General features: G+C 30.6%; 26 protein-coding genes. 25 read left to right on the top strand and 1 reads right to left on the bottom strand.

Annotated features, from left to right (window positions below):
- Nucleotides 1-45 precede the first annotated feature (45 nt).
- From rdgB to ACCQ40_RS05495, 25 genes are all read left to right on the top strand, one after another.
- A complete protein-coding gene (rdgB, locus tag ACCQ40_RS05615) occupies nucleotides 46-630 on the top strand; it encodes an RdgB/HAM1 family non-canonical purine NTP pyrophosphatase (RefSeq protein ID WP_410032968.1) in 585 nt (194 codons plus the stop codon).
- Nucleotides 627-1,109, top strand: a complete 483-nt coding sequence (locus ACCQ40_RS05610) for a metallophosphoesterase family protein (RefSeq protein ID WP_410032967.1) — start codon at nucleotides 627-629, stop codon at nucleotides 1,107-1,109. Before rdgB ends, ACCQ40_RS05610 begins: the two co-directional genes overlap by 4 nt.
- Entirely contained in the window at nucleotides 1,109-1,660 is a 552-nt protein-coding gene (locus ACCQ40_RS05605; RefSeq protein ID WP_410032966.1) for a hypothetical protein, read from the top strand. The genes ACCQ40_RS05610 and ACCQ40_RS05605 overlap by 1 nt, the downstream gene beginning before the upstream one ends.
- 15 nt (nucleotides 1,661-1,675) lie before the next feature.
- Nucleotides 1,676-2,413, top strand: a complete 738-nt coding sequence (locus tag ACCQ40_RS05600) for an HAD family hydrolase (protein ID WP_410032965.1) — start codon at nucleotides 1,676-1,678, stop codon at nucleotides 2,411-2,413.
- Between the two features lie 181 nt (nucleotides 2,414-2,594).
- Nucleotides 2,595-3,308, top strand: a complete 714-nt coding sequence (locus tag ACCQ40_RS05595; protein WP_410032964.1) for a hypothetical protein — start codon at nucleotides 2,595-2,597, stop codon at nucleotides 3,306-3,308.
- Between the two features lie 33 nt (nucleotides 3,309-3,341).
- Nucleotides 3,342-3,836, top strand: coding sequence for a crossover junction endodeoxyribonuclease RuvC (gene ruvC, locus ACCQ40_RS05590; RefSeq protein ID WP_394011494.1), 495 nt, complete (start codon nucleotides 3,342-3,344; stop codon nucleotides 3,834-3,836).
- Nucleotides 3,836-4,423, top strand: coding sequence for a Holliday junction branch migration protein RuvA (gene ruvA, locus ACCQ40_RS05585; RefSeq protein ID WP_410032963.1), 588 nt, complete (start codon nucleotides 3,836-3,838; stop codon nucleotides 4,421-4,423). The genes ruvC and ruvA overlap by 1 nt, the downstream gene beginning before the upstream one ends.
- Nucleotides 4,424-4,432: 9 nt before the next feature.
- On the top strand, nucleotides 4,433-5,440 hold the full coding sequence (gene ruvB / locus ACCQ40_RS05580) for a Holliday junction branch migration DNA helicase RuvB (RefSeq protein WP_394011496.1): 1,008 nt from the start codon (nucleotides 4,433-4,435) through the stop codon (nucleotides 5,438-5,440).
- Nucleotides 5,441-6,463 carry a tRNA preQ1(34) S-adenosylmethionine ribosyltransferase-isomerase QueA gene (gene queA, locus ACCQ40_RS05575; protein ID WP_410032962.1) on the top strand — a complete coding sequence of 341 codons (1,023 nt, stop codon included), beginning with the start codon at nucleotides 5,441-5,443 and terminating at the stop codon, nucleotides 6,461-6,463.
- Nucleotides 6,464-6,472: 9 nt separating this feature from the next.
- Nucleotides 6,473-7,591: a tRNA guanosine(34) transglycosylase Tgt gene (gene tgt, locus ACCQ40_RS05570; RefSeq protein WP_394011498.1), complete on the top strand. Its 1,119-nt coding sequence runs from the start codon at nucleotides 6,473-6,475 to the stop codon at nucleotides 7,589-7,591.
- Nucleotides 7,591-7,851, top strand: coding sequence for a preprotein translocase subunit YajC (locus ACCQ40_RS05565; protein ID WP_410032961.1), 261 nt, complete (start codon nucleotides 7,591-7,593; stop codon nucleotides 7,849-7,851). Before tgt ends, ACCQ40_RS05565 begins: the two co-directional genes overlap by 1 nt.
- A 75-nt stretch (nucleotides 7,852-7,926) precedes the next feature.
- Nucleotides 7,927-9,657, top strand: coding sequence for a single-stranded-DNA-specific exonuclease RecJ (gene recJ, locus ACCQ40_RS05560; RefSeq protein ID WP_410032960.1), 1,731 nt, complete (start codon nucleotides 7,927-7,929; stop codon nucleotides 9,655-9,657).
- A gap of 7 nt (nucleotides 9,658-9,664) precedes the next feature.
- Entirely contained in the window at nucleotides 9,665-11,854 is a 2,190-nt protein-coding gene (locus tag ACCQ40_RS05555) for a RelA/SpoT family protein (RefSeq protein WP_410032959.1), read from the top strand.
- Entirely contained in the window at nucleotides 11,854-12,303 is a 450-nt protein-coding gene (gene dtd, locus ACCQ40_RS05550) for a D-aminoacyl-tRNA deacylase (RefSeq protein ID WP_394011502.1), read from the top strand. The genes ACCQ40_RS05555 and dtd overlap by 1 nt, the downstream gene beginning before the upstream one ends.
- A complete protein-coding gene (locus ACCQ40_RS05545; protein ID WP_394011503.1) occupies nucleotides 12,304-12,906 on the top strand; it encodes an MBL fold metallo-hydrolase in 603 nt (200 codons plus the stop codon).
- A 9-nt stretch (nucleotides 12,907-12,915) separates the two neighbouring features.
- Nucleotides 12,916-14,688: an aspartate--tRNA ligase gene (aspS, locus tag ACCQ40_RS05540; RefSeq protein WP_410032958.1), complete on the top strand. Its 1,773-nt coding sequence runs from the start codon at nucleotides 12,916-12,918 to the stop codon at nucleotides 14,686-14,688.
- Nucleotides 14,672-15,088, top strand: a complete 417-nt coding sequence (locus ACCQ40_RS05535) for a SoxR reducing system RseC family protein (RefSeq protein WP_410032957.1) — start codon at nucleotides 14,672-14,674, stop codon at nucleotides 15,086-15,088. Before aspS ends, ACCQ40_RS05535 begins: the two co-directional genes overlap by 17 nt.
- Entirely contained in the window at nucleotides 15,088-16,323 is a 1,236-nt protein-coding gene (locus tag ACCQ40_RS05530) for a serine hydroxymethyltransferase (RefSeq protein ID WP_410032956.1), read from the top strand. Before ACCQ40_RS05535 ends, ACCQ40_RS05530 begins: the two co-directional genes overlap by 1 nt.
- Nucleotides 16,324-16,325: 2 nt before the next feature.
- Complete coding sequence (gene der, locus ACCQ40_RS05525) at nucleotides 16,326-17,642, top strand: ribosome biogenesis GTPase Der (RefSeq protein ID WP_410032955.1); 1,317 nt, start codon at nucleotides 16,326-16,328, stop codon at nucleotides 17,640-17,642.
- Nucleotides 17,642-18,217, top strand: a complete 576-nt coding sequence (plsY, locus tag ACCQ40_RS05520; protein WP_410032954.1) for a glycerol-3-phosphate 1-O-acyltransferase PlsY — start codon at nucleotides 17,642-17,644, stop codon at nucleotides 18,215-18,217. The genes der and plsY overlap by 1 nt, the downstream gene beginning before the upstream one ends.
- Before the next feature lie 2 nt (nucleotides 18,218-18,219).
- Nucleotides 18,220-19,206 (top strand): NAD(P)H-dependent glycerol-3-phosphate dehydrogenase, encoded by a 987-nt coding sequence (locus tag ACCQ40_RS05515; RefSeq protein ID WP_410032953.1) that lies wholly within the window; start codon nucleotides 18,220-18,222, stop codon nucleotides 19,204-19,206.
- A gap of 70 nt (nucleotides 19,207-19,276) precedes the next feature.
- A complete protein-coding gene (locus ACCQ40_RS05510; RefSeq protein WP_410032952.1) occupies nucleotides 19,277-19,900 on the top strand; it encodes a cell division protein SepF in 624 nt (207 codons plus the stop codon).
- Nucleotides 19,901-19,930: 30 nt separating this feature from the next.
- Nucleotides 19,931-20,698 carry a YlmH family RNA-binding protein gene (locus tag ACCQ40_RS05505; protein ID WP_410032951.1) on the top strand — a complete coding sequence of 256 codons (768 nt, stop codon included), beginning with the start codon at nucleotides 19,931-19,933 and terminating at the stop codon, nucleotides 20,696-20,698.
- Nucleotides 20,695-21,141 carry a signal peptidase II gene (gene lspA / locus ACCQ40_RS05500; protein WP_410032950.1) on the top strand — a complete coding sequence of 149 codons (447 nt, stop codon included), beginning with the start codon at nucleotides 20,695-20,697 and terminating at the stop codon, nucleotides 21,139-21,141. The genes ACCQ40_RS05505 and lspA overlap by 4 nt, the downstream gene beginning before the upstream one ends.
- The gene (locus ACCQ40_RS05495) at nucleotides 21,138-21,815 is read left to right on the top strand and encodes a uracil-DNA glycosylase (protein ID WP_410032949.1); all 678 of its coding nucleotides are present in this window, start codon (nucleotides 21,138-21,140) and stop codon (nucleotides 21,813-21,815) included. The genes lspA and ACCQ40_RS05495 overlap by 4 nt, the downstream gene beginning before the upstream one ends.
- On the opposite strand, the gene ACCQ40_RS05490 is transcribed toward ACCQ40_RS05495, so the two are convergent.
- Entirely contained in the window at nucleotides 21,810-22,715 is a 906-nt protein-coding gene (locus tag ACCQ40_RS05490) for a ribonuclease H-like domain-containing protein (RefSeq protein WP_410032948.1), read from the bottom strand. The genes ACCQ40_RS05495 and ACCQ40_RS05490 overlap by 6 nt on opposite strands.
- Between the last annotated feature and the right edge of the window lie 57 nt (nucleotides 22,716-22,772).

Below are 22,772 nucleotides of genomic sequence, written 5' to 3'. Positions count from 1 at the left end.
TTGAAAGAGTTTTTGTAAAATGATATCATATTTCTAGGAGAGAATATGGAAATAGTATTTGCAAGCGGAAATAAAGATAAAGTAAAACAAGTTAAATTAATCCTAGGAAATTTAGATGTAAAAACACCTGGGGATTTTGAAATAGAAAATTTTGAAGTAGAAGAAGATGCACCAGATTTAAAGGGCAATGCTTATAAAAAAGCAAAAGCTCTTTTTGATATAATAAATAAGCCAACAATTGCAGATGATACTGGATTATTTGTAGAAGCTTTAAATGGTAATCCTGGAGTGCATTCCCATAGATATGCTAGTGAAAATCCTACTTATAAAGATAATAGAGAAAAACTATTAAAAGAATTAGAAGATAAAGAAAATCGAAGCGCATATTTTGAAACCTGCCTATGTTTTATAGATGAAGCAGGAGTAGACCATTATTTTTATGGTAGACTTCCTGGGGTAATTACAAAAAAAGAAGCCGGAGACTATGACTTTGGTTATGATCAAATATTTTTACCAGAAAAATCATCAAAGACTCTAGGTCAAATGAGCAAAGAAGAAATAAATGAAATATCACATAGGGGAACAGCCCTTGAAGAATTCAAAAAATACTTGTCTGGATTATCTTTATGAAAATTTTAATCACAAGTGATACCCACGGAATTTATTCTAAAATAAGTGATTATATTTTAGAAAATGATGATATAAAATTACTTCTCCATGCTGGAGATGGGGCAAATGATGTAGAAAATATCCATTATGAAACCGGGATTAATTATGAATTTGTAAAAGGAAATAATGACTACTCCACTAAAGCACCTTTAGAAAAAATAGTAGAAGTAGAAGGTATAAAGATATTCTTAACCCATGGTCATATATATGGTGTACATTATGGATATGATGAAATATTAAAACGTGCCAAGGATTTATCTTGCGATATAGTTATCCATGGACACACACATAAAACTTTAAATATAGTTGAAGATAATATAAGAATTATAAATCCTGGCTCTGTTAGCATGCCTAGAGACAATAATCCAGGATTTTTTATCTTGGATATAAACGGTAATTCTTATGATTTAAAAAGAATTAAAACAAATAAGGAGTTCTAATGACTGGATTAATTAATCTTATCGCCCAGTATTCATCGAAATTAAATATATTACCCGTAGTGGTAGTGATGAATATTATCATAACAGTCCTTATTCATTTCTTAGCTAAGCGAAAAATTATTAAATTTTTTCCTTCTATTGCTTTAGGAATTGGTGCGATATTACTTTTAATATATTCACTTAATATTTTTACTACTCCAAGAGGATTAGATTTAACTTGGATATCAGTATTTTTAGGAACTAGTGCTTTAGTTGGCTTGTTTACATGTTTTATTATAGATTTAGTAAAATCTATTAAAAATACAGATCTAGCAGTAGCAGCTAACGAGGGTCAACCTGTCGCCCAAAAAACTAGAATAGATGTTAAAAGAAAATCAAAAAAATCTAGTGATAATATCAGAGTGGCTAAAAAACCTAGCAAAAAACGTAATAAGAAAGAAACTAGTAGTAAATATTACACAAAAAAGATAAAAGCAAATCCTAATGAAGAGATAAAAGCTAATAAGAAAACTAAGACTGAAGATGTCATAGTTTTTGAGTCTGAGGATTAAATAAAGGTGATTTTTATGCAAAAAGCAGCATTTTTTGATATAGACGGAACACTTTTTAGAAATAGTTTACTAATAGAGCATTTTTTACTATTAACTGCAGATGGAGTTATAGATGAGGATGCTTGGAAAAATGAAATAGGTCCACTCTATAGCAAATATCAAAACAGATTAGGTGCCTATGAAGATTATCTAGATAAAGCATCTTTAGTCTATCAGCAAAAACTAGCTGGAATAGATAAGGAAACTATTGATAAATACTCAGATATAGTTATCGAACAAAATAAAAACAAAGTATACAGGATAACTAGAAGGGCGGTAGAATTTCATAAAAAAAATGGATATAAAATATTTTTTATATCCGGTTCTCCTATGTTTTTGGTAGAACATTTTGGTCAAATATATGGAGCAGATGAGAGTATATCAACAATTTATGAATTTGATAATGCTAATTTGTTTACAGGAAAAGTTACACCTATGTGGGATAATAGAAGTAAGCTTGGGGCTGTAATGGATTTAGCAAAGAAGTATAATATAGATTTAGATAATTCTTATGCTTATGGGGATACTAACGGGGATATTAGTATGTTCCAATTGGTGGGACATCCACACGCTATTAATCCGTCCTTTGAGCTAATTGACAAACTATATACTGATAGTGAGTTAAGAGAAAAAACTGTAATTGATATAGAAAGAAAAGATGTAAATTATAGTTTTAGGCTCAATGATATGAAGGCAAATTTTAAAAAGTTTTAAAAATTTTGATGAATAAAATTTTATTTTGAAAATGTTATAGGCTAAATTGTAAGTTAAATATGCAAACATAAGTTTATAAAGCATATTTATGCTAATAATTTAGTTTTTTTTATTCCCAGAGCAAATATTTCTAAATAATTTTAAGGCTAGTTATGGTAGAATAGTAATACGAGGTAAGGTAATGAAGGCAGAAGTAAATGAACAATATCCTATAATTGAAAAACTTGAATATAATTTTTTAATAAATGAAGATATATATTCATTTAACACACTTATGTCTTTGTTATATGATAAGAATTTTGTAAAATTTTCTAAAAATGATTATTACGTAAAAGACTATGTTATGAAAAATCTTAAAAAATACTTTTGGAATTTAAGTGACATAGATCAAATTATTTTAACTTTAGAAAGTCTTATTACAGATGACTTAAATAGATATGAATTTTGGATATCAGTAAAAGCTCAATATAGGGCCTTTAAAGATAAAAAAATGATAGATGATTTAGAATGTGACATAATAAATGAACTAGGTGTCAGGTTCTTAATGGAGAATATGTATCCAACTATCAATAAAAACAATCCAAAACTCATAGACTTAGGTAATAAATACAAAGAAAATATCTACGATGATAAGCATTTAGTATCAAAATTAAAAGAAAATATGGGTATTTATTGTGATTTAAAAGTAAAATCTAAAGTTTACACCTTAGATCAAACTACCCACAAACAGTTAAGGTTTGATACTAGTAATATATACACAGATGATATTACTATTAGTCAGACTAAAAAAATATATGAAAAGAGTCAATCATATCTTTACAAATCCATTGTAGACATTTATGCGGAATATTATTTTAGAGGATTGTTAAGAGAAGTATTAGAAAGATATCAATAAGAGCTTATATAAGCTCTTTTTATTTTAAAAATTATGAGAATATTAGGAATAGATCCAGGAATTGCAATCATGGGTTATGGCGTGGTTGATTTTGATGGAAACAAGGTTAAAGTAATAGAAAATGGTGTAATTACAACATCTAGCAAGACAAAAACTCCAGAAAGATTAGAAATTTTATATGAAAATCTCAATGAAATTATAAGCGAGTTTAAGCCAGATGAATATGCTATAGAAGAACTATTTTTTAATCAAAATGTAAAGACAGCCATAACAGTAGGCCATGCTAGGGGCATACAAGTATTATGTGCACAGAGAAATAATTTACCAATTTATGAATATACACCCCTACAAATAAAACAAGCTATTACAGGCTATGGAAGGGCTACTAAAAGCCAGATGCAAAAAACAGTTACAACATTATTAAATTTAAAAGAAATACCAAAGCCTGATGATGCAGCAGATGCACTTTCTGTTGCTCTTTGTCATGCTTTAAGCCAACGATTTAAAGAAAATTTTAGGATGAATTAATGATTTCGTATATTATAGGTGATGTAAGAGCTATAAATGAAGAAGATTTCATAATCGAAAATAACAATATGGGTTATCAAATTAAAACTTCTTTATCAACTCTTGCACTAATAGAATTAAATAATGAATATAAGATATATACGTCTTTGCAAGTTAGGGAAGATGATATGAGCCTTTATGGTTTTTATTCAAAAGAAGAACTAGAAATGTTTTTATTATTAACATCCGTTTCTTCTATAGGACCAAAAAATGCTATTACAATCTTATCTTCACTTGGTGTAGAGGAAATAAAACTTTCAATTGCAAATAATGATATAGACGCTCTTACCAAGGCTAAAGGAGTAGGTAAGAAAACTGCAAGCAGAATTATCTTAGAACTCATGGATAAGGTAAAACTTATGCCTATGGCAGATAAGATAAGTACATCAGCTCCACTTCCTAAAAATGAAGATATGGATGTAGCAAAAGAAGCTTTATTAAACCTTGGCTATGCTCAAAACGATATTTCAAATGTATTAAATGAACTTAAAGATATGGACTTATCACTAGAAGATTTAATTAAAGAAAGTTTAAAAAGACTTATATAGGGGCAATGTATGTATGATGAAAATGAAAGAATAGTTGGATCTAACGAATTAAAAGAAGATTTAACTAATGAAAATTCCATAAGACCTAAATGGTTAAAGGATTATATTGGTCAAGATAAGGTAAAAGAAAAATTAGAAATTTTTATTGAGTCTTCCTTATCAAGAAAAGATCCACTAGACCATGTACTTTTACAAGGCCCTCCTGGTCTTGGTAAGACTACACTTTCTTCTATAATTGCTAATGAACTTGGAGTAAATCTTAGAGTAACAAGTGGACCAGCTATAGAACGTCCATCAGATCTTGCAAGTATCCTTACAAATCTTCAACATGGTGATGTTTTATTTATTGATGAAATTCACAGAATAAATCGATCTGTAGAAGAAATATTATATTCTGCTATGGAAGACTTTGTTTTAGACATAATTGTTGGAAAGGGACCTAATGCCCAATCGATAAGAATAGACCTAGAAAAGTTTACCCTAGTAGGGGCCACAACAAGAGCTGGCCAATTATCAGCACCTTTACGTGATAGGTTTGGTGTTTTACTTTCATTAAACTTATATGATGCAGATGATTTAACAACAATTATAAAAAGATCTGCTAGCATTTTAGATATAGAAATAGATGATGAGGGTGCTTATGAAATAGCAAAAAGATCTAGGGGGACTCCAAGGATAGCTAATAGACTTTTAAAAAGAGTCCGTGATTATGCTATTGTTAGAAAAGAAAGTAAGATAGACTGGCAAACAAGTAAAGAAGGTCTAAACTTACTTGAAATAGATGACATGGGTCTAGATACTATGGATAAGAAAATTGTAATGACCATGTATCAAAACTTTGATGGAGGCCCAGTAGGTATTGATACAATAGCAGCATCAACCGGTATAGAAAATGTAACTATAGAAGATGTTTATGAACCATATTTATTACAAATAGGATTTTTATCAAGAACACCTAGAGGCCGTGTTCTTACAAGAAAAGCCTATGAACACTATGGATTAGTATACGAGGAATAGATGAAAACAGACGATTTTGATTATTATTTACCAGAAGAACTTATAGCTCAACATCCAGCAGAAAAAAGGGACCATGCTAGGATGTTGGTATTAGATAAGAAAAATGGAGAACTAGAAGATAAATATTTTTATGATATTATTGATTACTTAAATCCTGGCGATGTTTTAGTAATGAATGATACTAGGGTAATACCAGCTAGACTTTTTGGCCATAGACAGGACAAAGAAGAATCGATAGAAGTATTTTTACTGCATAATACCAAAGGCAAAACATGGGAATGTTTAGTACGACCTGGTAAAAAAATGAAAATAGGTACAAAAATAATATTTTCTGATGAATTATCAGCTGAAGTAAAGGATATAAAGGAAGATGGCAATAGAATAATAGAGTTTTTCTATGAGGGAATATTTAATGAAATCTTAGATAAACTTGGAAATATGCCGCTTCCACCATATATTAAAGAAGAACTAGACGAGCCGGAAGAATACCAAACAGTTTATTCAAAAAATCCAGGATCAGTTGCAGCACCCACTGCAGGGTTACACTTTACCAAAGAATTATTAGCTGAAATTGAAAAAAAGGGCATAAAGTTAGCCTATCTTACATTAAATGTGGGTCTGGGTACTTTTAGGCCAGTAAGCGTAGATGATGTAAATGACCATAAAATGCATAGCGAATTTTATAATATAAGTCAAGAAACTGCTGATATTATAAATGAAGCTCGTGCTAATGGTAAAAGGGTAATTGCAACAGGAACCACAACAATTAGAACCTTAGAAACAGTTTATAAAAACAAAGGCAAAGTTACAGCAGACTCTGGTTGGACAGATATTTTTATCTATCCTAGTTTTGAATATAAGGTTGTGGATGCATTCATAACAAATTTCCACTTGCCAAAATCAACTTTAGTTATGCTAGTAGCAGCCTTTACCTCTAAAGATATGATTTTAAATACCTATAACTATGCTGTTAAAGAAAAATACAGGTTCTTTAGCTTTGGCGACGCTATGTTTATTCATTAAGGAGACATTTTGGGATTAACATTTGAAGTTATAAAAAAAGATAAAAATTCAAACGCTAGGGTAGGAGTAATCCATACTGCTCATGGAGATATTCCTACACCTATTTTTATGCCTGTAGGCACCCTTGGAACTGTAAAATCAATGACAGTAGAAGAGCTAGATCAAATGGGTGCAAAAATCATTTTAGGAAACACCTACCATTTATACTTAAAACCTGGTATGGATATTATGAAACAAGCAGGTGGTCTTCATAAATTTATGAATTGGGATAAGCCAATTCTTACAGATAGTGGTGGTTTTCAAGTATTTTCTCTAGCAGAACGTAGGAAAATAAATGAAAATGGAGTTGAGTTTAGATCTCATATAGATGGTTCAAAACAATTCTTTACGCCTGAAAAAGCAATCTCTATCCAAAATGATATCCACTCTGATATAATGATGAGTTTTGATGAGTGTGTAGAAGCTCCAGCTGATTACGATTATGTAAAACAATCAATGGAGAGAACAATCCGTTGGGCAAAAAGAGGTCTAGATTACCATAAAGAACATTCACATCCAGACCAATCTTTATTTGGAATAGTTCAAGGTGGATTGTATAAGGATTTAAGAGAAAAATCTGCTATAGAAACAACCGCTATGGATTTTGATGGATTTTCTATAGGTGGACTTTCCGTTGGGGAAACAAAAGAAGAAATGATTGATATTTTAAACTTTACTACTCCTCTCCTTCCTTATGATAAGCCAAGATACAATATGGGAGTTGGAACACCAGATTATCTATTTGAATCATTTGAAGCAGGAATTGATATGGCAGATTGTGTGTTGCCTACTAGAATTGCAAGAAATGGTACTGCTTTGACTTCTCACGGCAGATTAGTAGTAAGAAATGCAGCTTATAAAGAAGATTTCTCGCCACTTGACCATGAATGTGACTGCTATACATGTAGAAATTACTCTAGAGCTTATATCAGACATTTAGTAAATGTAAATGAAATCTTAGGTGCTAGACTACTAACCTACCACAACTTATATTTCTTGCTAAAAATGTGCGAAAACATTAGACAAGCCATTATGGAAGATAGGTTCTTAGAATATAAAGAAGAATTTTATAGTAAATACGGCTATTAATGAGACTAGAATATATAATATTAATCATTCTCTTATTTGGATTTTATGAAAAATCTATCAAAGATGACATAAAACATAGAAAAAATAGAGAATATGTTTATGAAAATCTTGAAATAGGTTCCAAAATAACAACTTTTTCTGGTATCATTGGTGAAGTTACTGATATAGATGGAGAAGTAGTTACAATTTTATCCGGTGACTATGATAGTATAAGTAAGCTAAAAATAAAAAAATCTGAAATTGAAAATATAATTTCTTAAGGGGCATAGGATGCCTCTTTTGTTTTATAAAAAGTTAAAAAATGGTATAATTTTGCTATTAGGAAGGGTGATGCAATGAGCAATTGGTTTATATATAATAAAAAAGAAAATTACTTAAATAACTTAAAATATAATAATATTTCAAAGCTAGAAGCTTTGATTTTAGCAAATAGAGATATAATAGGTGAACAAACGGTAGATATGTTTTTAAATCCTAGTCTTGATAAATTGCATGACCCATTTTTATTAAAAGATATGGATAAGGCTACTAATCTTATTATTGAAACTATGAAAAAAGGTGGAGAAATAAGGATATTTGGTGACTATGACCAAGATGGTATAGCATCAGTTATGACCTTATTAGATGGCTTGCTTTTTTATTATGACAACATAAGCTATGATATTCCACAAAGAGTAAAGGAAGGTTATGGTATATCAACTGGCATGGTTGAAAAAGCTATTACTGATAAAGTTAGTCTTATAATTACTTGTGACAATGGAATCACAGGTTTTGACCAGGTAAAAGAATTAAAAACTGCCGGTCTAAATGTAATTGTAACTGACCACCACGAGATCGAAACCTCAAATAATGGTGAATGGACCAAGCAAGTATTACCAGAAGCGGATGCAGTTATAAATCCAAAACGAATTGACCAAGATTATCCATTTACAGACCTATGTGGGGCAGCTGTTTGTTTTAAGTTAATAACAGCACTATTTCAAAAACTTGATGGGGACTACGAATACCTCTATGGCCTATTAGAATATGTAGCTATGGGAACAGTTTGTGATATAGTTTCTCTTACAGATGAAAATCGCATATTTGTTATTGAGGGAATAAAAAGACTAAATTATACTGAAAAACTTGGAATAAAGGCTGTCTTAGAAGAAAGTTCTTGGACAAAGGAAATTGATGTTTACACCCTAGGTTTTATTTTAGGACCAACTATGAATGCAACAGGTAGGCTTTCTTCTGCAAAAATGGCCATAGAGTTACTTATGGAAGAAGATATAGATAGAATTTATGAACTTGCCAAAGAATTAGTTGAATTAAATAATGAACGAAAAAAACTTACCCAAGAGGGCTTAGATAAGTGTGTAGCAATCATTGAAGAAAACAAATTCTACGATGATGATGTAATAGTAGTTTATGAACCATCAATTAATGAATCTATTTGTGGTATCGTAGCAGGTCGTATAAAAGAAAAATATTATAGGCCAACTATAATTCTTACTGATTCAAATACTGAGGGAATAGCTAAGGGATCTGGTAGGTCTATAGAAACTTACAATATCTACCAAGAGGTTTTAAAATATAAGGAAAACTTAGAATCATTTGGCGGTCACCCTATGGCTTGTGGCTTATCTATAAAAACGGCAAAAATTGATGAGCTAAGAAAGTTTTTAAATGAAAACTCAAAGCTAACAGATAGTCAAAAGCAAAAAACTATAAATATTGATAAGGCTATTGATATTTCAAGATTGTCCTTAGAGTTTGCAGAAAGCTTAAATAAGCTAGAGCCCTTTGGAAAAGATTTTGAAAAGCCAATTTTTGCTGATAAAAATGTAGATATAGCCCAAGTAGCTATGATTGGTAAAGATAAAAAAACTATGAAGTTATCCCTCCATAAAAATGGAGTTTATGTAAACGCTATTAAATTTAATGCAGTGGATGATTATAATTATCTGCGTGATAAATTTAATGGAAATATTGAAGGAAAGAAAATTGATGTGGTCTATTACCCAGATATAAATGAGTTTAGAGGCAATAGAAACCTTCAGTTAAAACTTATTGATATAAGATGAGGTAAAAATGGCAACAGATTTTAATAAAGAATATGAAAAATTTAAAGATATAATCCTAAAAAACAATCCTAAAGCTGATATGGATTTGATAAAAAAAGCCTATTACTTTGGTGAAGTTAACCATAGGGGACAAAAGAGAAACTCTGGTGAGGATTATTTTATCCACCCTATTGCAGTAGCAGAAACCCTTTCAAATATGAAACTAGATGATCAAACTATATGTGCAGGTCTTATGCATGATGTTTTAGAAGATACATCTATAACTTATGAGCAAATGGAAGAAAAATTTGGTCATGAGATAACATTTCTAGTAGATGGAGTAACTAAACTAAAAAACTTAAACTATAGCTCAAGAGAAGAAAAGCAAGCAGAAAACATCAGAAAAATGGTTATGGCCATGTCTAACGATGTAAGAGTTGTCCTTATAAAACTTGCTGATAGACTTCACAATATGCGTACTTTGGAATATAAGACACGCGAAAAACAAGTGCAGACAGCAACAGAAACTCTTGAAATCTATGTACCCCTTGCTCATAGGCTCGGAATATACTCTATAAAATGGGAACTTGAAGACCTATGTTTTAGGTACCAAGACCCAGAAAGATATTATGAACTAGCAGAAATGGTTTCTCAAAAACGTAGGGAGAGAGAAGCATATATAAATGAAATAATAGAAACACTTACAGATTCCTTAAAAGATAGTAATATCAATTTTGAAATAAGTGGTAGACCAAAATCTCTTTACTCTATCTATAAGAAGATGAAGCGAAATAATATCGTCTTTGAGGAAATATATGACCTTACAGCTGTAAGAGTTTTGGTAGATACAATTGCTGAGTGCTATGAAGTTTTAGGAAAAGTCCACTCTTTGTGGAGACCTATACCAAATAGGATAAAAGATTATATTGGTCAACCAAAACCAAATGGATATAGGTCACTTCATACTACTGTGTTTGGAGAAGACTCTAGGCCATTTGAGGTACAAATTCGTACTCGTCAAATGCACAAAGAGTGTGAATACGGGGTAGCAGCCCACTGGAGATATAAAGAAAATAATACTAAGGGATCAGATTTTGATGATGCCATGGAATTTTTACGCCGTATTATGGAATGGCAAAACGAAGGTGGGGCGGACTCAGATAGTAAAGAGTTTATGGAAACTCTAAAAACAGATTTTTTCTCAAGAGAAATTTACGTTTACTCTCCAGCTGGCGAAATTTATTCCCTACCAATAGGTTCTTGTGCCATAGATTTTGCTTATAAAGTCCATACAGAAGTGGGGAATAAATGTATAGGGGCGAAAGTAAATGGCTCTATAGTACCAATTACACAAAAACTTAAAACTGGGGATGTAATAGAAATACTTACCAGTAAAAATTCTGCAGGACCTAGTAAAGATTGGCTAAACATTGTAAAAAGTAACCAAGCTAAGAATAAAATTAAGCAATTCTTTAAGAAAAATGGTAAAGAAGAAAATATTGAGCTTGGTAAAAATCAAATCATCCGTGATATTAAAAAACACAGGGAAGGTTATAAATCCCTACTTAAGGATGAATGGGTAGATGAAATTGCCAATGAATTAGGTTTTCCAACCCAAGATGAGATGTATGCAGCAGTTGGTTACGGTAGAATAACTAGTGAGCAAATTATTCAAAAGCTCATAAAAAGAGAAAATGAACTTGAAGAAAAGCAAAAATCTATAAATGAACCAATTGAAATAGTAAATAAGGAAAAGAAACCAGTCTCTTCCAAAGGCGAGGTTAGGGTAAGTGACTTTGATGATGATATTGAAGTAAAATTTGCTAAATGTTGTACACCTATTCCTGGCGATCCTATTATAGGATTTATTACAAAAGGAAATGGCATATCAGTTCATACAAAATCTTGCCCAAATATTATTAATAACCACGCTCCAGAAAGACTAATCGATGTTTACTGGCAAAATGAGACAACTGATAAGTTCCCGGTTAAAATTCAAATAACTGTAGCAAATTCACCATCAGTAATTTATGATATTACAAAAATGATATCCACAGTTAATGTAAATATAGCTGGTATGAATGCTAGGCTTAATGAAAATCAAGAGGGACTTATTGATTTAACTGTTGAAGTTAATAGCTTAGACCAGTTAGATGATGTTATGGCGAAGTTAAAATCACTAAGTACAGTTTTTAGTGTGTATAGGATAAATAATTAATGAGAGCAGTAATACAACAAGTAAAAAATGCAAATGTAGTAGTAGATAACGAAGAAATTTCAAGAATTGATAGGGGATTTTTAGTTTTACTAGGTATAAAGGATACAGACACAATGGAAGACCTTGCCTATGTAAAGAAAAAAATTGAAAAACTTAGAATTTTTGAAGATGAAGATGGAAAGATGAACCTATCAATAGCAGATGTGGGAGGAAAAATACTTCTAGTTTCCCAATTTACCCTTTTTGGAGATGTAAGAAAGGGTAATAGACCATCATTTATAGAAGCAGCAAGGCCAGATAAGGCTAATGAATTTTATGAAATAATGAAAGATGAGCTTATAGAAGATGGTTTTGAGGTAGAAACTGGTAAGTTTCAAACCCATATGGAGGTAGGTCTAATAAATGATGGACCGACTACAATTTTAATTGATAGTGAAAGGATTCTATAATTGGAAATTAAAAGATTTACCATAGGTCCTGTCATGACAAATCTTTATGTAGTAAGCGAAAATGGTCATGGGTTTATCATAGATGCAGTAGAAAAAAGTCATTTGGTAACTGATTATATAAAAGATAATGGTATCAAAATTGACTTTATCCTACAAACTCACACCCATTTCGATCATGTCCTAGGACTTGAATACTATAAAAACTTATATGATGTAGATGTGTATGCTTCAAGTGAAGCTATTGATATAGCTAATGATAAAAATTATAATCTGGCTTATGATTATGATGATTTATATGTGCCAATTGATAGATATTTAAATGATGATGAAATAATCACGAATTTTAATATAAAGGCAATAAAAACACCAGGTCATAGCTTAGATTCTATAAGTTATATTGTAGGTAATGTTCTATTTTCTGGAGATACTTTATTTAAATTATCCATAGGAAGAACAGACTTTCCTGGAGGAGATTATGATACTATCATAAATTCAATAAATGAGAAGTATAGGGTATTAGATTCAAATATGGAAGTATATCCAGGTCATGGAGAAAAAACAACTTTGGATTATGAGTTTAATAATAATCCATTTTTAATGTAAGGAGATAAGATGGAATTTAAAAGAAGCCATATGTGTGGCGAATTAAGAAGTGAAAATATTGGTGAAGAAGTAGTCCTTATGGGGTGGGTGGCAAAAAAAAGAAACTTAGGTTCTCTAGTATTTTTTGATTTAAGAGATAAAACAGGCATAACCCAAATAGTAGTTCGTGAAGAAGATAAAGATAATCACGAATTAGCTAGCCACTTAGGTCAAGAATATGTAGTTGAAGTAAAAGGATCAGTTAGAGAAAGAGAATCTAAAAACCCAGATATGCCGACAGGTGATATAGAAATTGTTGCTAAAAAAATAAATATCCTAGATAAGGCAAACACACCACCAATCTACATAAAAGATGATGATGATGTAGCAGAAAATTTAAAATTAAAATATAGATACCTTGATATGAGAAAGGCTTCTGTTCAAAAAAATCTAAAACTTAGATCTGATATTGTTCGTACTATAAGAGAATATATGTATAACAATGACTTTACAGAAGTAGAAACTCCATTTTTAACAAAACCAACTCCTGAAGGGGCAAGAGACTATCTTGTACCATCTAGAATTAATCAAGGTGAATTCTATGCTCTACCTCAATCACCACAACTTTTAAAACAAATTTTAATGATTGGTTCATTAGACAGATATTTCCAAGTTGTAAAATGCTTTAGAGATGAGGACTTAAGAGCTAATCGTCAACCAGAATTTACTCAATTAGATATGGAATTATCCTTTGCTAGCCAAGATGATGTAATTGCGGTAAATGAAGGTCTTATTAAAGAATTATTTGATAAATATACAGATTATGATTTGACTCTTCCAATTCCAAGAATGGATTATAGTGAAGCAATGGAATCATATGGGTCTGATAAACCAGACTTAAGATTTGGTTACAAAATTGAAAATATTTCTGAAATCTGGAAAGATAGCGACTTTAAAGTATTTGCAAACAATACATCTGAAGGAAGTTCAGTAAGAGCAATTAACTTTAAAAACCTAGCAGATAAATATTCTAGAAAACAATTAGATAAATTAACAGACTTTGTTAAACACTATGGTCTAGGTGGACTTTCTTATATCAAATATGGTGAAGAAGTAAATTCATCTATCAGCAAATTCTTAACAGATGATATTTTAAATAATATGGTAGAAAAATTAGAAATTGAAAATAATGACCTTATCTTAATTGCTGCTGATAAGAATAAAAAAGTTTTAGAAGGGCTTGGAGCTTTAAGAAATAAAGTTGCAAAAGATAATAATCTTTACGAAAAAGAATATGCCTTAACATGGGTAGTAAACTTTCCAATGTTTGAATACAACGAAGAGGAAGATAGATACGTCTCCCAACACCATCCATTTACCATGCCAAATGAAGATGATATTCCACTTTTAAAAACTCATCCAGAAAAGGTTAGAACACAAGCTTATGATATTGTAATAAATGGTGATGAAATGGGCGGTGGATCAGTTAGAATAAATAATTCAGACCTACAAAAGGAAATCTTTGAAGCATTAAATCTAACAGAAGAAGATATACAAAATAAATTTGGATTCTTTATTGAAGCATTATCGTATGGTACACCACCACATGCAGGTCTTGCTTACGGTCTAGATAGACTATTAATGTTATTTGCAAAAACTGATAATATCAAAGATGTAATTGCCTTTCCAAAAACCCAATCAGCTACATGTCCACTTACTGAAGCACCAACAATTGTTGATGCAAAAGCACTAGATGAGCTTGGGATAACTGTAAGGAGTGATATAAATGACAACGATGATTAAACAAGGGACTGTTCTTGAAAATAAAAATGGGCATTTAACTGTTAGTGTAGCTAGAAATGAAGCATGCGGATCTTGTGCAGCCAAGGGCTCTTGTGGTCAAAAAGAAGAAACAATTATAGAATTATTTTCTCCTGATGATATAAAGGTAGGGGATAAAGTTATGCTTGAAACTCGCTCATCTGATATTACCAAGTATTCTATGTATGTATATGTACTTCCAGTAGTCATGATGGTTGTAGGCGCTATAATACCAAATTTATTCCTGAAAAATAGCGGATATGATATGAATTTACTTACTCTTATATCTATAATAGTATTTTTTGCTATATCATTTATGATTATAAAAGGAATAGATAAAAAACTCGCAAATGATAAAGTTATGAAAGTGAGGAAAATATAATGAATTACTCATTGATCAAAGACTTTGATGAAAAATCTTACAAAGCTTTAGAAAAAGAAGTTAAAAGACAAGAAGATAACATTGAACTTATAGCATCAGAGAATTATGTTAAGCCCTATATCCTAGAAGCAGCTGGCACTATACTAACAAATAAATATGCTGAAGGATATCCGAACAAAAGATACTATGGTGGTTGTGAAAATATTGATGAGATTGAGCAACTTGCCATTGATCGTTTAAAAGAATTATTCCACTGTGAGCATGCAAATGTTCAACCACATTCAGGATCTAATGCAAACTTTGCAGCATACTCAGCTTTAATAAATCCTGGAGATAAGGTATTAGCTATGAATCTTACTGAAGGTGGCCACTTAACTCACGGATCAAAGGTAAATTTTTCTGGAAAACTTTATGATTTTTATGCATATGGAGTAGACAGCGAAACTGGAAGAATTGACTATGACGATGTATTAAGTAAAGCTCGCGAAATCAAACCAAAATTAATTGTATGTGGGGCAAGCGCATACCCACGAGAAATAGATTTTAAAAAATTTAGAGAAATAGCTGATGAAGTTGGAGCAATTTTAATGGCAGATGTGGCTCACATTGCAGGTTTAATCGTTGCAGGTGAACACCCAGATCCATTCCCACATTGTGATGTAGTTACCTCAACCACTCACAAAACTTTAAGAGGACCAAGATCAGGGATAATAATGTGTAAAGAAGAATACGCAAAAGCAATTGATAAGGCAGTTTTCCCAGGATCTCAAGGAGGACCTCTAGAACATATTATTTTAGCAAAAGCACTTGGTTTTAAGCAAAACTTAGATCCATCTTGGAAAGATTACGCTAAACAAATTAAAGCAAATGCTAAGGCCATGGAAGAGGCCTTAAGAGAGCATGGTTTTAAAATGATATCTGATGGTACAGATAATCACTTACTTTTAATTGATCTAACAAATAAAAATATAACTGGTGCAGAGGCTCAAGATTTATTAGATGAAGTATATATTACAACAAATAAAAATACTATTCCAAATGAAAAACTTTCTCCACAAGTGACTAGTGGCTTAAGAATAGGTACAGCTGCTATCACATCAAGAGGAATGAAGGAAGAAGAGTCGAAAAAGATAATAGAGCTTATTTCAAGAACTCTTGATAGAAAAGAAGACCTAGAAGTAATAAAAAAGGAAGTTATAGAATTAACTAGCAAATTTCCTGTGTATGGAGATTAATTATGGCTATGCCGATAGTAACGTTAGTTGGTAGAACTAATGTAGGAAAATCAACATTATTTAATAGACTTGTAGGAAAGAAAAAATCTATAACAGAGGATGTCAGTGGTGTAACCCGTGATAGAATTGTAGATAAGGTCGAGTGGCAGGGAGATGAATTTTTACTAGTAGATACTGGTGGACTTGATATTTCTAATAAAGAAATGATGAATCAAGAAATCAAATCTCAAGTAGAAAAAGCCCTCCTTGAAACAGATTTAATACTTTTTGTAGTAGATGGAAAAGAAGGACTAAGCCCTTATGATGCAGAAATAGCAGATGTAATCCGTCGCTACCATAAAAAAGTAATAATCGTTGCCAATAAAATTGATAGTCACAAATTACCAGATCATATTTATGATTTTTATTCTATGGGTTTTGATGATTTAGCAACCATCTCTGCTGAACAAAGTAAGGGTCTTGGTGATTTATTAGATAAAGTAGTAGAAAATATAGATTTTGAAGCATATGACCAAATAGAGGATGAAACAAGAATTGCTATTATAGGAAAACCAAACGCTGGTAAATCATCTCTAGTAAACTTATTATTAAATGATGAAAGAATGATTGTTACAAATTTAGCTGGTACTACCCGTGATGCAGTTGACTCTTACTGGACTTATAATGACAAAAACTATGTGCTAATAGATACAGCAGGACTTCGTAGAAAATCAAAAGTAAAAGAAAATATTGAATATTATGCTAATCAACGTACTTTTGATGCAGTGGATAGTGCTGAAATAGTTTTATTTTTAATAGATGCAACTGTTGGTGTTACAGAGCAAGATACAAAAATCGCAGGCTATGCCCACAACCAAAGAAAAGCAATAATTATCGCTGTAAATAAATGGGATATAGTTGAAAAAGAAACTAATACTATGAGAGATATGGAAGCAGATATCAGAAACAAACTAGGGTTTGCATTATATGCACCTGTAGTATTTATATCAGTTCTTAAGAATCAAAGAATAGATAATCTCTTAGATATGATAGAAGTTGTAGATAATAACTACCACACAAGAATATCTACTGGAGTTTTAAACAACATCTTACAAGATGCAATTATGCTTAACCAACCACCACAAGATAAGGGTAAGAGGCTTAAAATTTACTACATGTCTCAGGTTGGGACAGCGCCACCTAAATTTATGTTATCAATAAATGACAGGGAACTAATGCACTTTTCTTATATGAGATATTTAGAAAATCAAATTAGGAAAAATTATAACCTTATTGGTGTTCCTTTTAGTTTTGTACTAAAAGAAAGAGGATCTGAATAATGATTTTTCTGGTTGCTATAATTTCCTATATCCTAGGCTCTATTCCTAGTGGATATCTTATAGGAAAATATTTCTATAACACTGATATCAGAACTTTAGGGTCTGGTAATGTAGGCAGTACAAATGCGCTTAGAAACTTTGGAAAAAAAGCAGGCATTGCTACTCTCTTCTGTGATGCCTTAAAAGGATTTATTGCCGTTTTTCTAGCTGATAAAGTAGTGGGATCTGATGGTATTGCTGTTAGCCTTGTATTTGTAGTCTTAGGACACATGTACAGTATGTTTTTAAATTTTAAAAGCGGCAAGGGTGTGGCTACATCATTTGGCGCTCTAATTTATATAGATATTAAATTTATTTTAATATTAGCTGCAATATTTCTACTAGCAGTATTAGCAAGTAGGATGGTATCTTTAGGATCTATTCTTGCAGCAGCAAGTGCCATTATAGCAGGTTATTTTTATTTTGGATTAACTAATATTTACTATGCAATAATTATTATTGCATGTTTGGTAATTTATAAGCATAGGGCAAATATTCAACGAATAATAAACCATGAGGAGTCTAAAATATTTTAATTATGGAAATATCAATTCTAGGGGCAGGATCTTGGTCTACAGCTATAGCATCCTTACTTGCAGAAAATCATAAAGTTTTGATGTATGCAAGAAACAAAGATGATGTAGATTATATCAATAAAAATCATAAAAATCGCAAGTATTTAAAAGATTTTGACTTATCAAAAAATATTAGAGCTACTAATAATTTAGAAGAACTATTTAAAAATAGATTTATAGTTAATGGTATACCTACCCAAAGCATTAGATCTGTTATTAAGCAGTTTAAGCCATTTGTAAATGAAAAAAATGTTTTTATAAATCTTTCTAAAGGGTTAGAACTAGATACCCATAAAAGAATTTCAGAAATATTTTATGATGAAATTAGTAGTGATATATCTTTTGCTGTTTTAAGTGGTCCATCTCATGCAGAAGAGGTCGTAAAACAAATGCCTACTGCAGTAGTAGCGGCATCTAATGATATGGATTTATCAAAAGAAATACAAAAAATATTTAACAGCGACTGGTTTAGAGTCTATAGTTCAACAGATGTAATAGGCGTTGAACTTGGTGGAGCTATTAAAAATACCCTAGCTTTTGGGATAGGAATGCTTGATGGCTTAGGTTATGGTGATAATACCAAGGCTGCCGTAATTACTCGTGGTATTAGCGAAATGAGTAAACTTTTAGTAACATATGATGCAAATCCAAACACTATAAATGGGCTAGCTGGAGTTGGAGATTTAATAGTAACTTCTACTAGCCTGAATTCTAGGAATTATAGGACAGGTTTATTAATTGGACAAGGCTTTAAGATGGAAGATGCTATTAAAGAGATAAATATGGTCGTAGAAGGTATACCAACAACTAAGGCATTATATCAACTTTCAACTCAAAATGATTTAGACTTACCAATTACTTTAGAAATTTATAAAGTTTTATATGAAGGTAAAAATCCTGCTGATTCTGTTATATCACTTATGGGTAGAAGTTTAAAAAGCGAATTCTAATATAAACATATTTTATATTTTTATATTTTTAAGTTATAATAGAATTAATAAAAATAGTAAAGGGAAAATTATGTTTGACAAATTTAAAGATTTTATTGGTATTGACGATAATTACGATGATTATGATGAAGAGCAGCTTTACTACGATGATGATAGAACAGATATAGACTCTAACTCATCATCTAGAGAGGCTTATACTAGTTTATTAGATGATGATATTGAAAAGAATGATAACTCTAAAACATATGAGAGTAGTTATTCAGCTCCTAGCTCATCTACAAGTTATAGTTATGATTCAAATAATTATAATAGTGAATCTTATAGTTCAAATAAATCAACTAACAACTATCAAAGATCATCAAAAAGAGGAGATAATATAGTAAGTATGACAGAAAATAATTTTACAGGGAGATCTTCAATGAGAATTTCTATTCATGAGCCTCTAGATTATGAAACAGATGCACCAAGTGTAATTAATGATATACTTGATAAAAAAGTTGTTGTTTTAAATCTTGAAATGGTTGATGCAGACATGAGACAAAGAATATTTGATTTTGTATCTGGAGCTGTATATGCCCTAGATGGTACTGTGGAACGCGTTACAAAAGGTATATTTGTAATCAGTCCTAGGGGAGTAGAAGTAGACAGTGCTGTTACAGAACAAATTTCTGATGGAAATTATAACCAATTATAAGATCGAGATAAAAATCGATCTTTATTTTTTATGAGTTTAGAATATAATTTAGATTTTATAAACGATAAAAGCAAAAAATCAACTATAAAAAAAGCTATTTCTTTTTTAGAACGTGCTTATTATACTAACTTAGAAGAGTCTAGCTTTTTTTTAGACCCATTTGAGCAAGAAGTTATAGAATCTATAGCAAATAAAAATAATATAGATATCAAATTTATAGGCGGTAATGATTTAGCTGAACGCAAAATATTTATCGCCAATTTCTTTTATGAACCCATAGATGAGACAAATTATATAAGTATTTTAGAATTTAAACATCAAGGACTTAGTCATCCTGATGTATTAGGTTCTTTAATGAGTTTAAACTTAAACCGTGAATCTATCGGAGATATAGTAATAGATGGTAATACCTGCCAATTTGTAGTGTTAAAAGAAGATGCAAATTTTATTAAGTATAATCTCACTAAGATTAAAAGACAAGGCATTACTATTGATGATAAAAAGGATAGTAAACTTGATATAAAATTATCAGATTTTACTAGCCACATGGGTTTTGTTTCTTTGTTAAGATTAGATAATATTATTTCAGAATTTACCAATACATCACGCGCTAAGGCCAAAGATATTATAAAAGCAAAGTTTGTAAAAGTGAATTACGAAATAATAACTGATCCAAGTAAGTTGGTTAAAGAAGGATCTATGATATCTATAAGAAGACAAGGGCGTTTCATATTTGATGAGATAACTGGAACTAGCAAAAAAGGTAATATGCACATTACATATAGGAAGTTAAAATGACATACATAATTATTATAGTTTTAGGTCTAATACTAGATAGGCTTACAAAAACTTATGCTATAAACAATTTGATAGAAAATCCCTATAATGGGACTTTATTTAATTTTACTTATTTAGAAAATAGGGGAGCAGCCTTTGGCATACTCCAAGACAGAAAGATATTTTTTATTATTCTAACCCTAGTCATAGTTTGTGCCCTAGTTTATTATTTTCTAAAAAATTATAGGACTAATAATAAAATTTTAAATATAGCCCTAGCTATGATAATATCTGGTGCTATCGGTAATTTTTATGATAGATTATTCCAAGGTTATGTAGTAGATTTTATAGAATTTGCCTTTGTAAACTTTCCAGTATTTAACATAGCAGATATTTTTGTAACTGTTGGAAGTATATTACTAATTATATACATGATATTTTTCGAAGAAAGTGAAAAGGTATGAGTGTAAATATAGGTAATGATTGGGATATAGTCCTTGCTGACCAGTGGGATAAGGTATACTATCAAAATTTAAGAAAAAAATTAATAGAAGAATACAAAAATTATAAAGTATATCCTGATATGTATGATATATTTAATGCTCTAAAATCTGTTCCTTATAAGGATGTAAAGGTTGTAATCCTAGGTCAAGATCCATATCATGGCCAAGGGCAAGCTCATGGCTATGCTTTTTCAGTACAAAAAGGAATAAAAACACCACCATCTCTTCAAAATATATATAAGGAAATGCACGAAGATATAGGAACATTTATTCCAGATAATGGAAATTTGTTAAAATGGGCTGACCAAGGAGTATTACTTTTAAATACTTCATTAACCGTAAGAGCTCATGAAGCAAACTCTCATCAAAAAATTGGCTGGGAAATTCTTACAGATAACATTATTAAAAAATTAAACGAAAGAGAAAAACCAATAGTATTTATCCTTTGGGGTAGAAATGCCCAATCAAAAGAAAAATTTATTACAAACCTTAATCATTTAATAATAAAATCTACTCACCCTTCTCCATTATCAGCACATAGAGGATTCTTTGGGTCTAGGCCCTTTTCTAAAACAAATAACTTTTTAAAATCCATAGGCGAAGAGCCCATCGATTGGCAAATTGAGAATCTATAAATGATTCTCAATTATTTTTTTACTTAAATTTAATATATTTTTGTAATTATATAGGTAATTTTCTCTAATAATTAAAAGATTGGGATCGACTGACATATGGCTTTCATTTTCTAATTCAAAAGTATTTAAAGCCACATGACCAGCATTTTTACTATCAAATCTGCCATAAAGGACTTGAATATTTATTTCTGCTTCTTTATCAGTAGTTTTTAGTTCATAATTGTTAGCTTGAAAATAAGACTCTGTAAATTTTTCCTTACCACTCAGTTTTACTTGGCAAATGTCGTTATTAATCCATACTGACTCTAATGTTATAATATTATTTTCAAGTGTAATTGAAAGTTCTTTTTTAAAATATTCTCCAATATTAGCTAGTTTTTCAGTAGCTATAATATCATTTTCGTTATGAATCATTATAGGCTTTGGCTTATCCCTTTTTTTTATATCCTCGGTAAGTTTGCTTATAACCTTATACCTACTAGGATCGTTTCTAAAAATACCTATACTTTTTTCAATATCCATAAGTTTCATAGATTCGAACACAAAATATTTCCTATGTCTTGATATTAACTTATATATATCCAAGGTTTTAGGAAATACGGGGAAAAGTTTATGATAATCCAATCTCATATTTAAAAATGGTATATCAAACTTATCTCCATTGTAGGTTATAACTTTTTTATCCTCTATCATTTTTAAATATATTTCTAGTAGTCTTTGCTCTTCGCTATTATCTTCTGCAAAATACTGGATTATATAACACTTATCATTTTCATAAGTTATAAAACCGAGCAATACTAGCTGGTCTTGCTGAGAATCCAGACCGGTTGTTTCTATATCAAGTATGATTTCATTTTTATTTAAATTTTCTGGATAATATCTTTTTTTGTAAGTAATCATAATTTTATTATACTAGATTTGCCTAACTAGTATTATCTTATATAGTATAATAGTTAA

It is taken from the genome of Anaerococcus cruorum, from assembly GCF_046365495.1.
In the GTDB taxonomy this organism is placed as follows: Bacteria; Bacillota; Clostridia; order Tissierellales; family Peptoniphilaceae; genus Anaerococcus; species Anaerococcus cruorum.
This window is presented reverse-complemented; position numbering and strand designations above follow the sequence as displayed.

Excerpts from the sequence above, each read along its gene's own strand:
- rdgB (WP_410032968.1), top strand. The coding sequence starts at position 46 with ATGGAAATAGTATTTGCAAGCGGAAATAAAGATAAAGTAAAACAAGTT.
- ACCQ40_RS05610 (WP_410032967.1), top strand. The coding sequence starts at position 627 with ATGAAAATTTTAATCACAAGTGATACCCACGGAATTTATTCTAAAATA.
- ACCQ40_RS05605 (WP_410032966.1), top strand. The coding sequence starts at position 1,109 with ATGACTGGATTAATTAATCTTATCGCCCAGTATTCATCGAAATTAAAT.
- ACCQ40_RS05600 (WP_410032965.1), top strand. The coding sequence starts at position 1,676 with ATGCAAAAAGCAGCATTTTTTGATATAGACGGAACACTTTTTAGAAAT.
- ACCQ40_RS05595 (WP_410032964.1), top strand. The coding sequence starts at position 2,595 with ATGAAGGCAGAAGTAAATGAACAATATCCTATAATTGAAAAACTTGAA.
- ruvC (WP_394011494.1), top strand. The coding sequence starts at position 3,342 with ATGAGAATATTAGGAATAGATCCAGGAATTGCAATCATGGGTTATGGC.
- ruvA (WP_410032963.1), top strand. The coding sequence starts at position 3,836 with ATGATTTCGTATATTATAGGTGATGTAAGAGCTATAAATGAAGAAGAT.
- ruvB (WP_394011496.1), top strand. The coding sequence starts at position 4,433 with ATGTATGATGAAAATGAAAGAATAGTTGGATCTAACGAATTAAAAGAA.
- queA (WP_410032962.1), top strand. The coding sequence starts at position 5,441 with ATGAAAACAGACGATTTTGATTATTATTTACCAGAAGAACTTATAGCT.
- ACCQ40_RS05565 (WP_410032961.1), top strand. The coding sequence starts at position 7,591 with ATGAGACTAGAATATATAATATTAATCATTCTCTTATTTGGATTTTAT.
- recJ (WP_410032960.1), top strand. The coding sequence starts at position 7,927 with ATGAGCAATTGGTTTATATATAATAAAAAAGAAAATTACTTAAATAAC.
- ACCQ40_RS05555 (WP_410032959.1), top strand. The coding sequence starts at position 9,665 with ATGGCAACAGATTTTAATAAAGAATATGAAAAATTTAAAGATATAATC.
- dtd (WP_394011502.1), top strand. The coding sequence starts at position 11,854 with ATGAGAGCAGTAATACAACAAGTAAAAAATGCAAATGTAGTAGTAGAT.
- aspS (WP_410032958.1), top strand. The coding sequence starts at position 12,916 with ATGGAATTTAAAAGAAGCCATATGTGTGGCGAATTAAGAAGTGAAAAT.
- ACCQ40_RS05535 (WP_410032957.1), top strand. The coding sequence starts at position 14,672 with ATGACAACGATGATTAAACAAGGGACTGTTCTTGAAAATAAAAATGGG.
- ACCQ40_RS05530 (WP_410032956.1), top strand. The coding sequence starts at position 15,088 with ATGAATTACTCATTGATCAAAGACTTTGATGAAAAATCTTACAAAGCT.
- der (WP_410032955.1), top strand. The coding sequence starts at position 16,326 with ATGGCTATGCCGATAGTAACGTTAGTTGGTAGAACTAATGTAGGAAAA.
- plsY (WP_410032954.1), top strand. The coding sequence starts at position 17,642 with ATGATTTTTCTGGTTGCTATAATTTCCTATATCCTAGGCTCTATTCCT.
- ACCQ40_RS05515 (WP_410032953.1), top strand. The coding sequence starts at position 18,220 with ATGGAAATATCAATTCTAGGGGCAGGATCTTGGTCTACAGCTATAGCA.
- ACCQ40_RS05510 (WP_410032952.1), top strand. The coding sequence starts at position 19,277 with ATGTTTGACAAATTTAAAGATTTTATTGGTATTGACGATAATTACGAT.
- ACCQ40_RS05505 (WP_410032951.1), top strand. The coding sequence starts at position 19,931 with ATGAGTTTAGAATATAATTTAGATTTTATAAACGATAAAAGCAAAAAA.
- lspA (WP_410032950.1), top strand. The coding sequence starts at position 20,695 with ATGACATACATAATTATTATAGTTTTAGGTCTAATACTAGATAGGCTT.
- ACCQ40_RS05495 (WP_410032949.1), top strand. The coding sequence starts at position 21,138 with ATGAGTGTAAATATAGGTAATGATTGGGATATAGTCCTTGCTGACCAG.
- ACCQ40_RS05490 (WP_410032948.1), bottom strand. The coding sequence starts at position 22,715 with ATGATTACTTACAAAAAAAGATATTATCCAGAAAATTTAAATAAAAAT.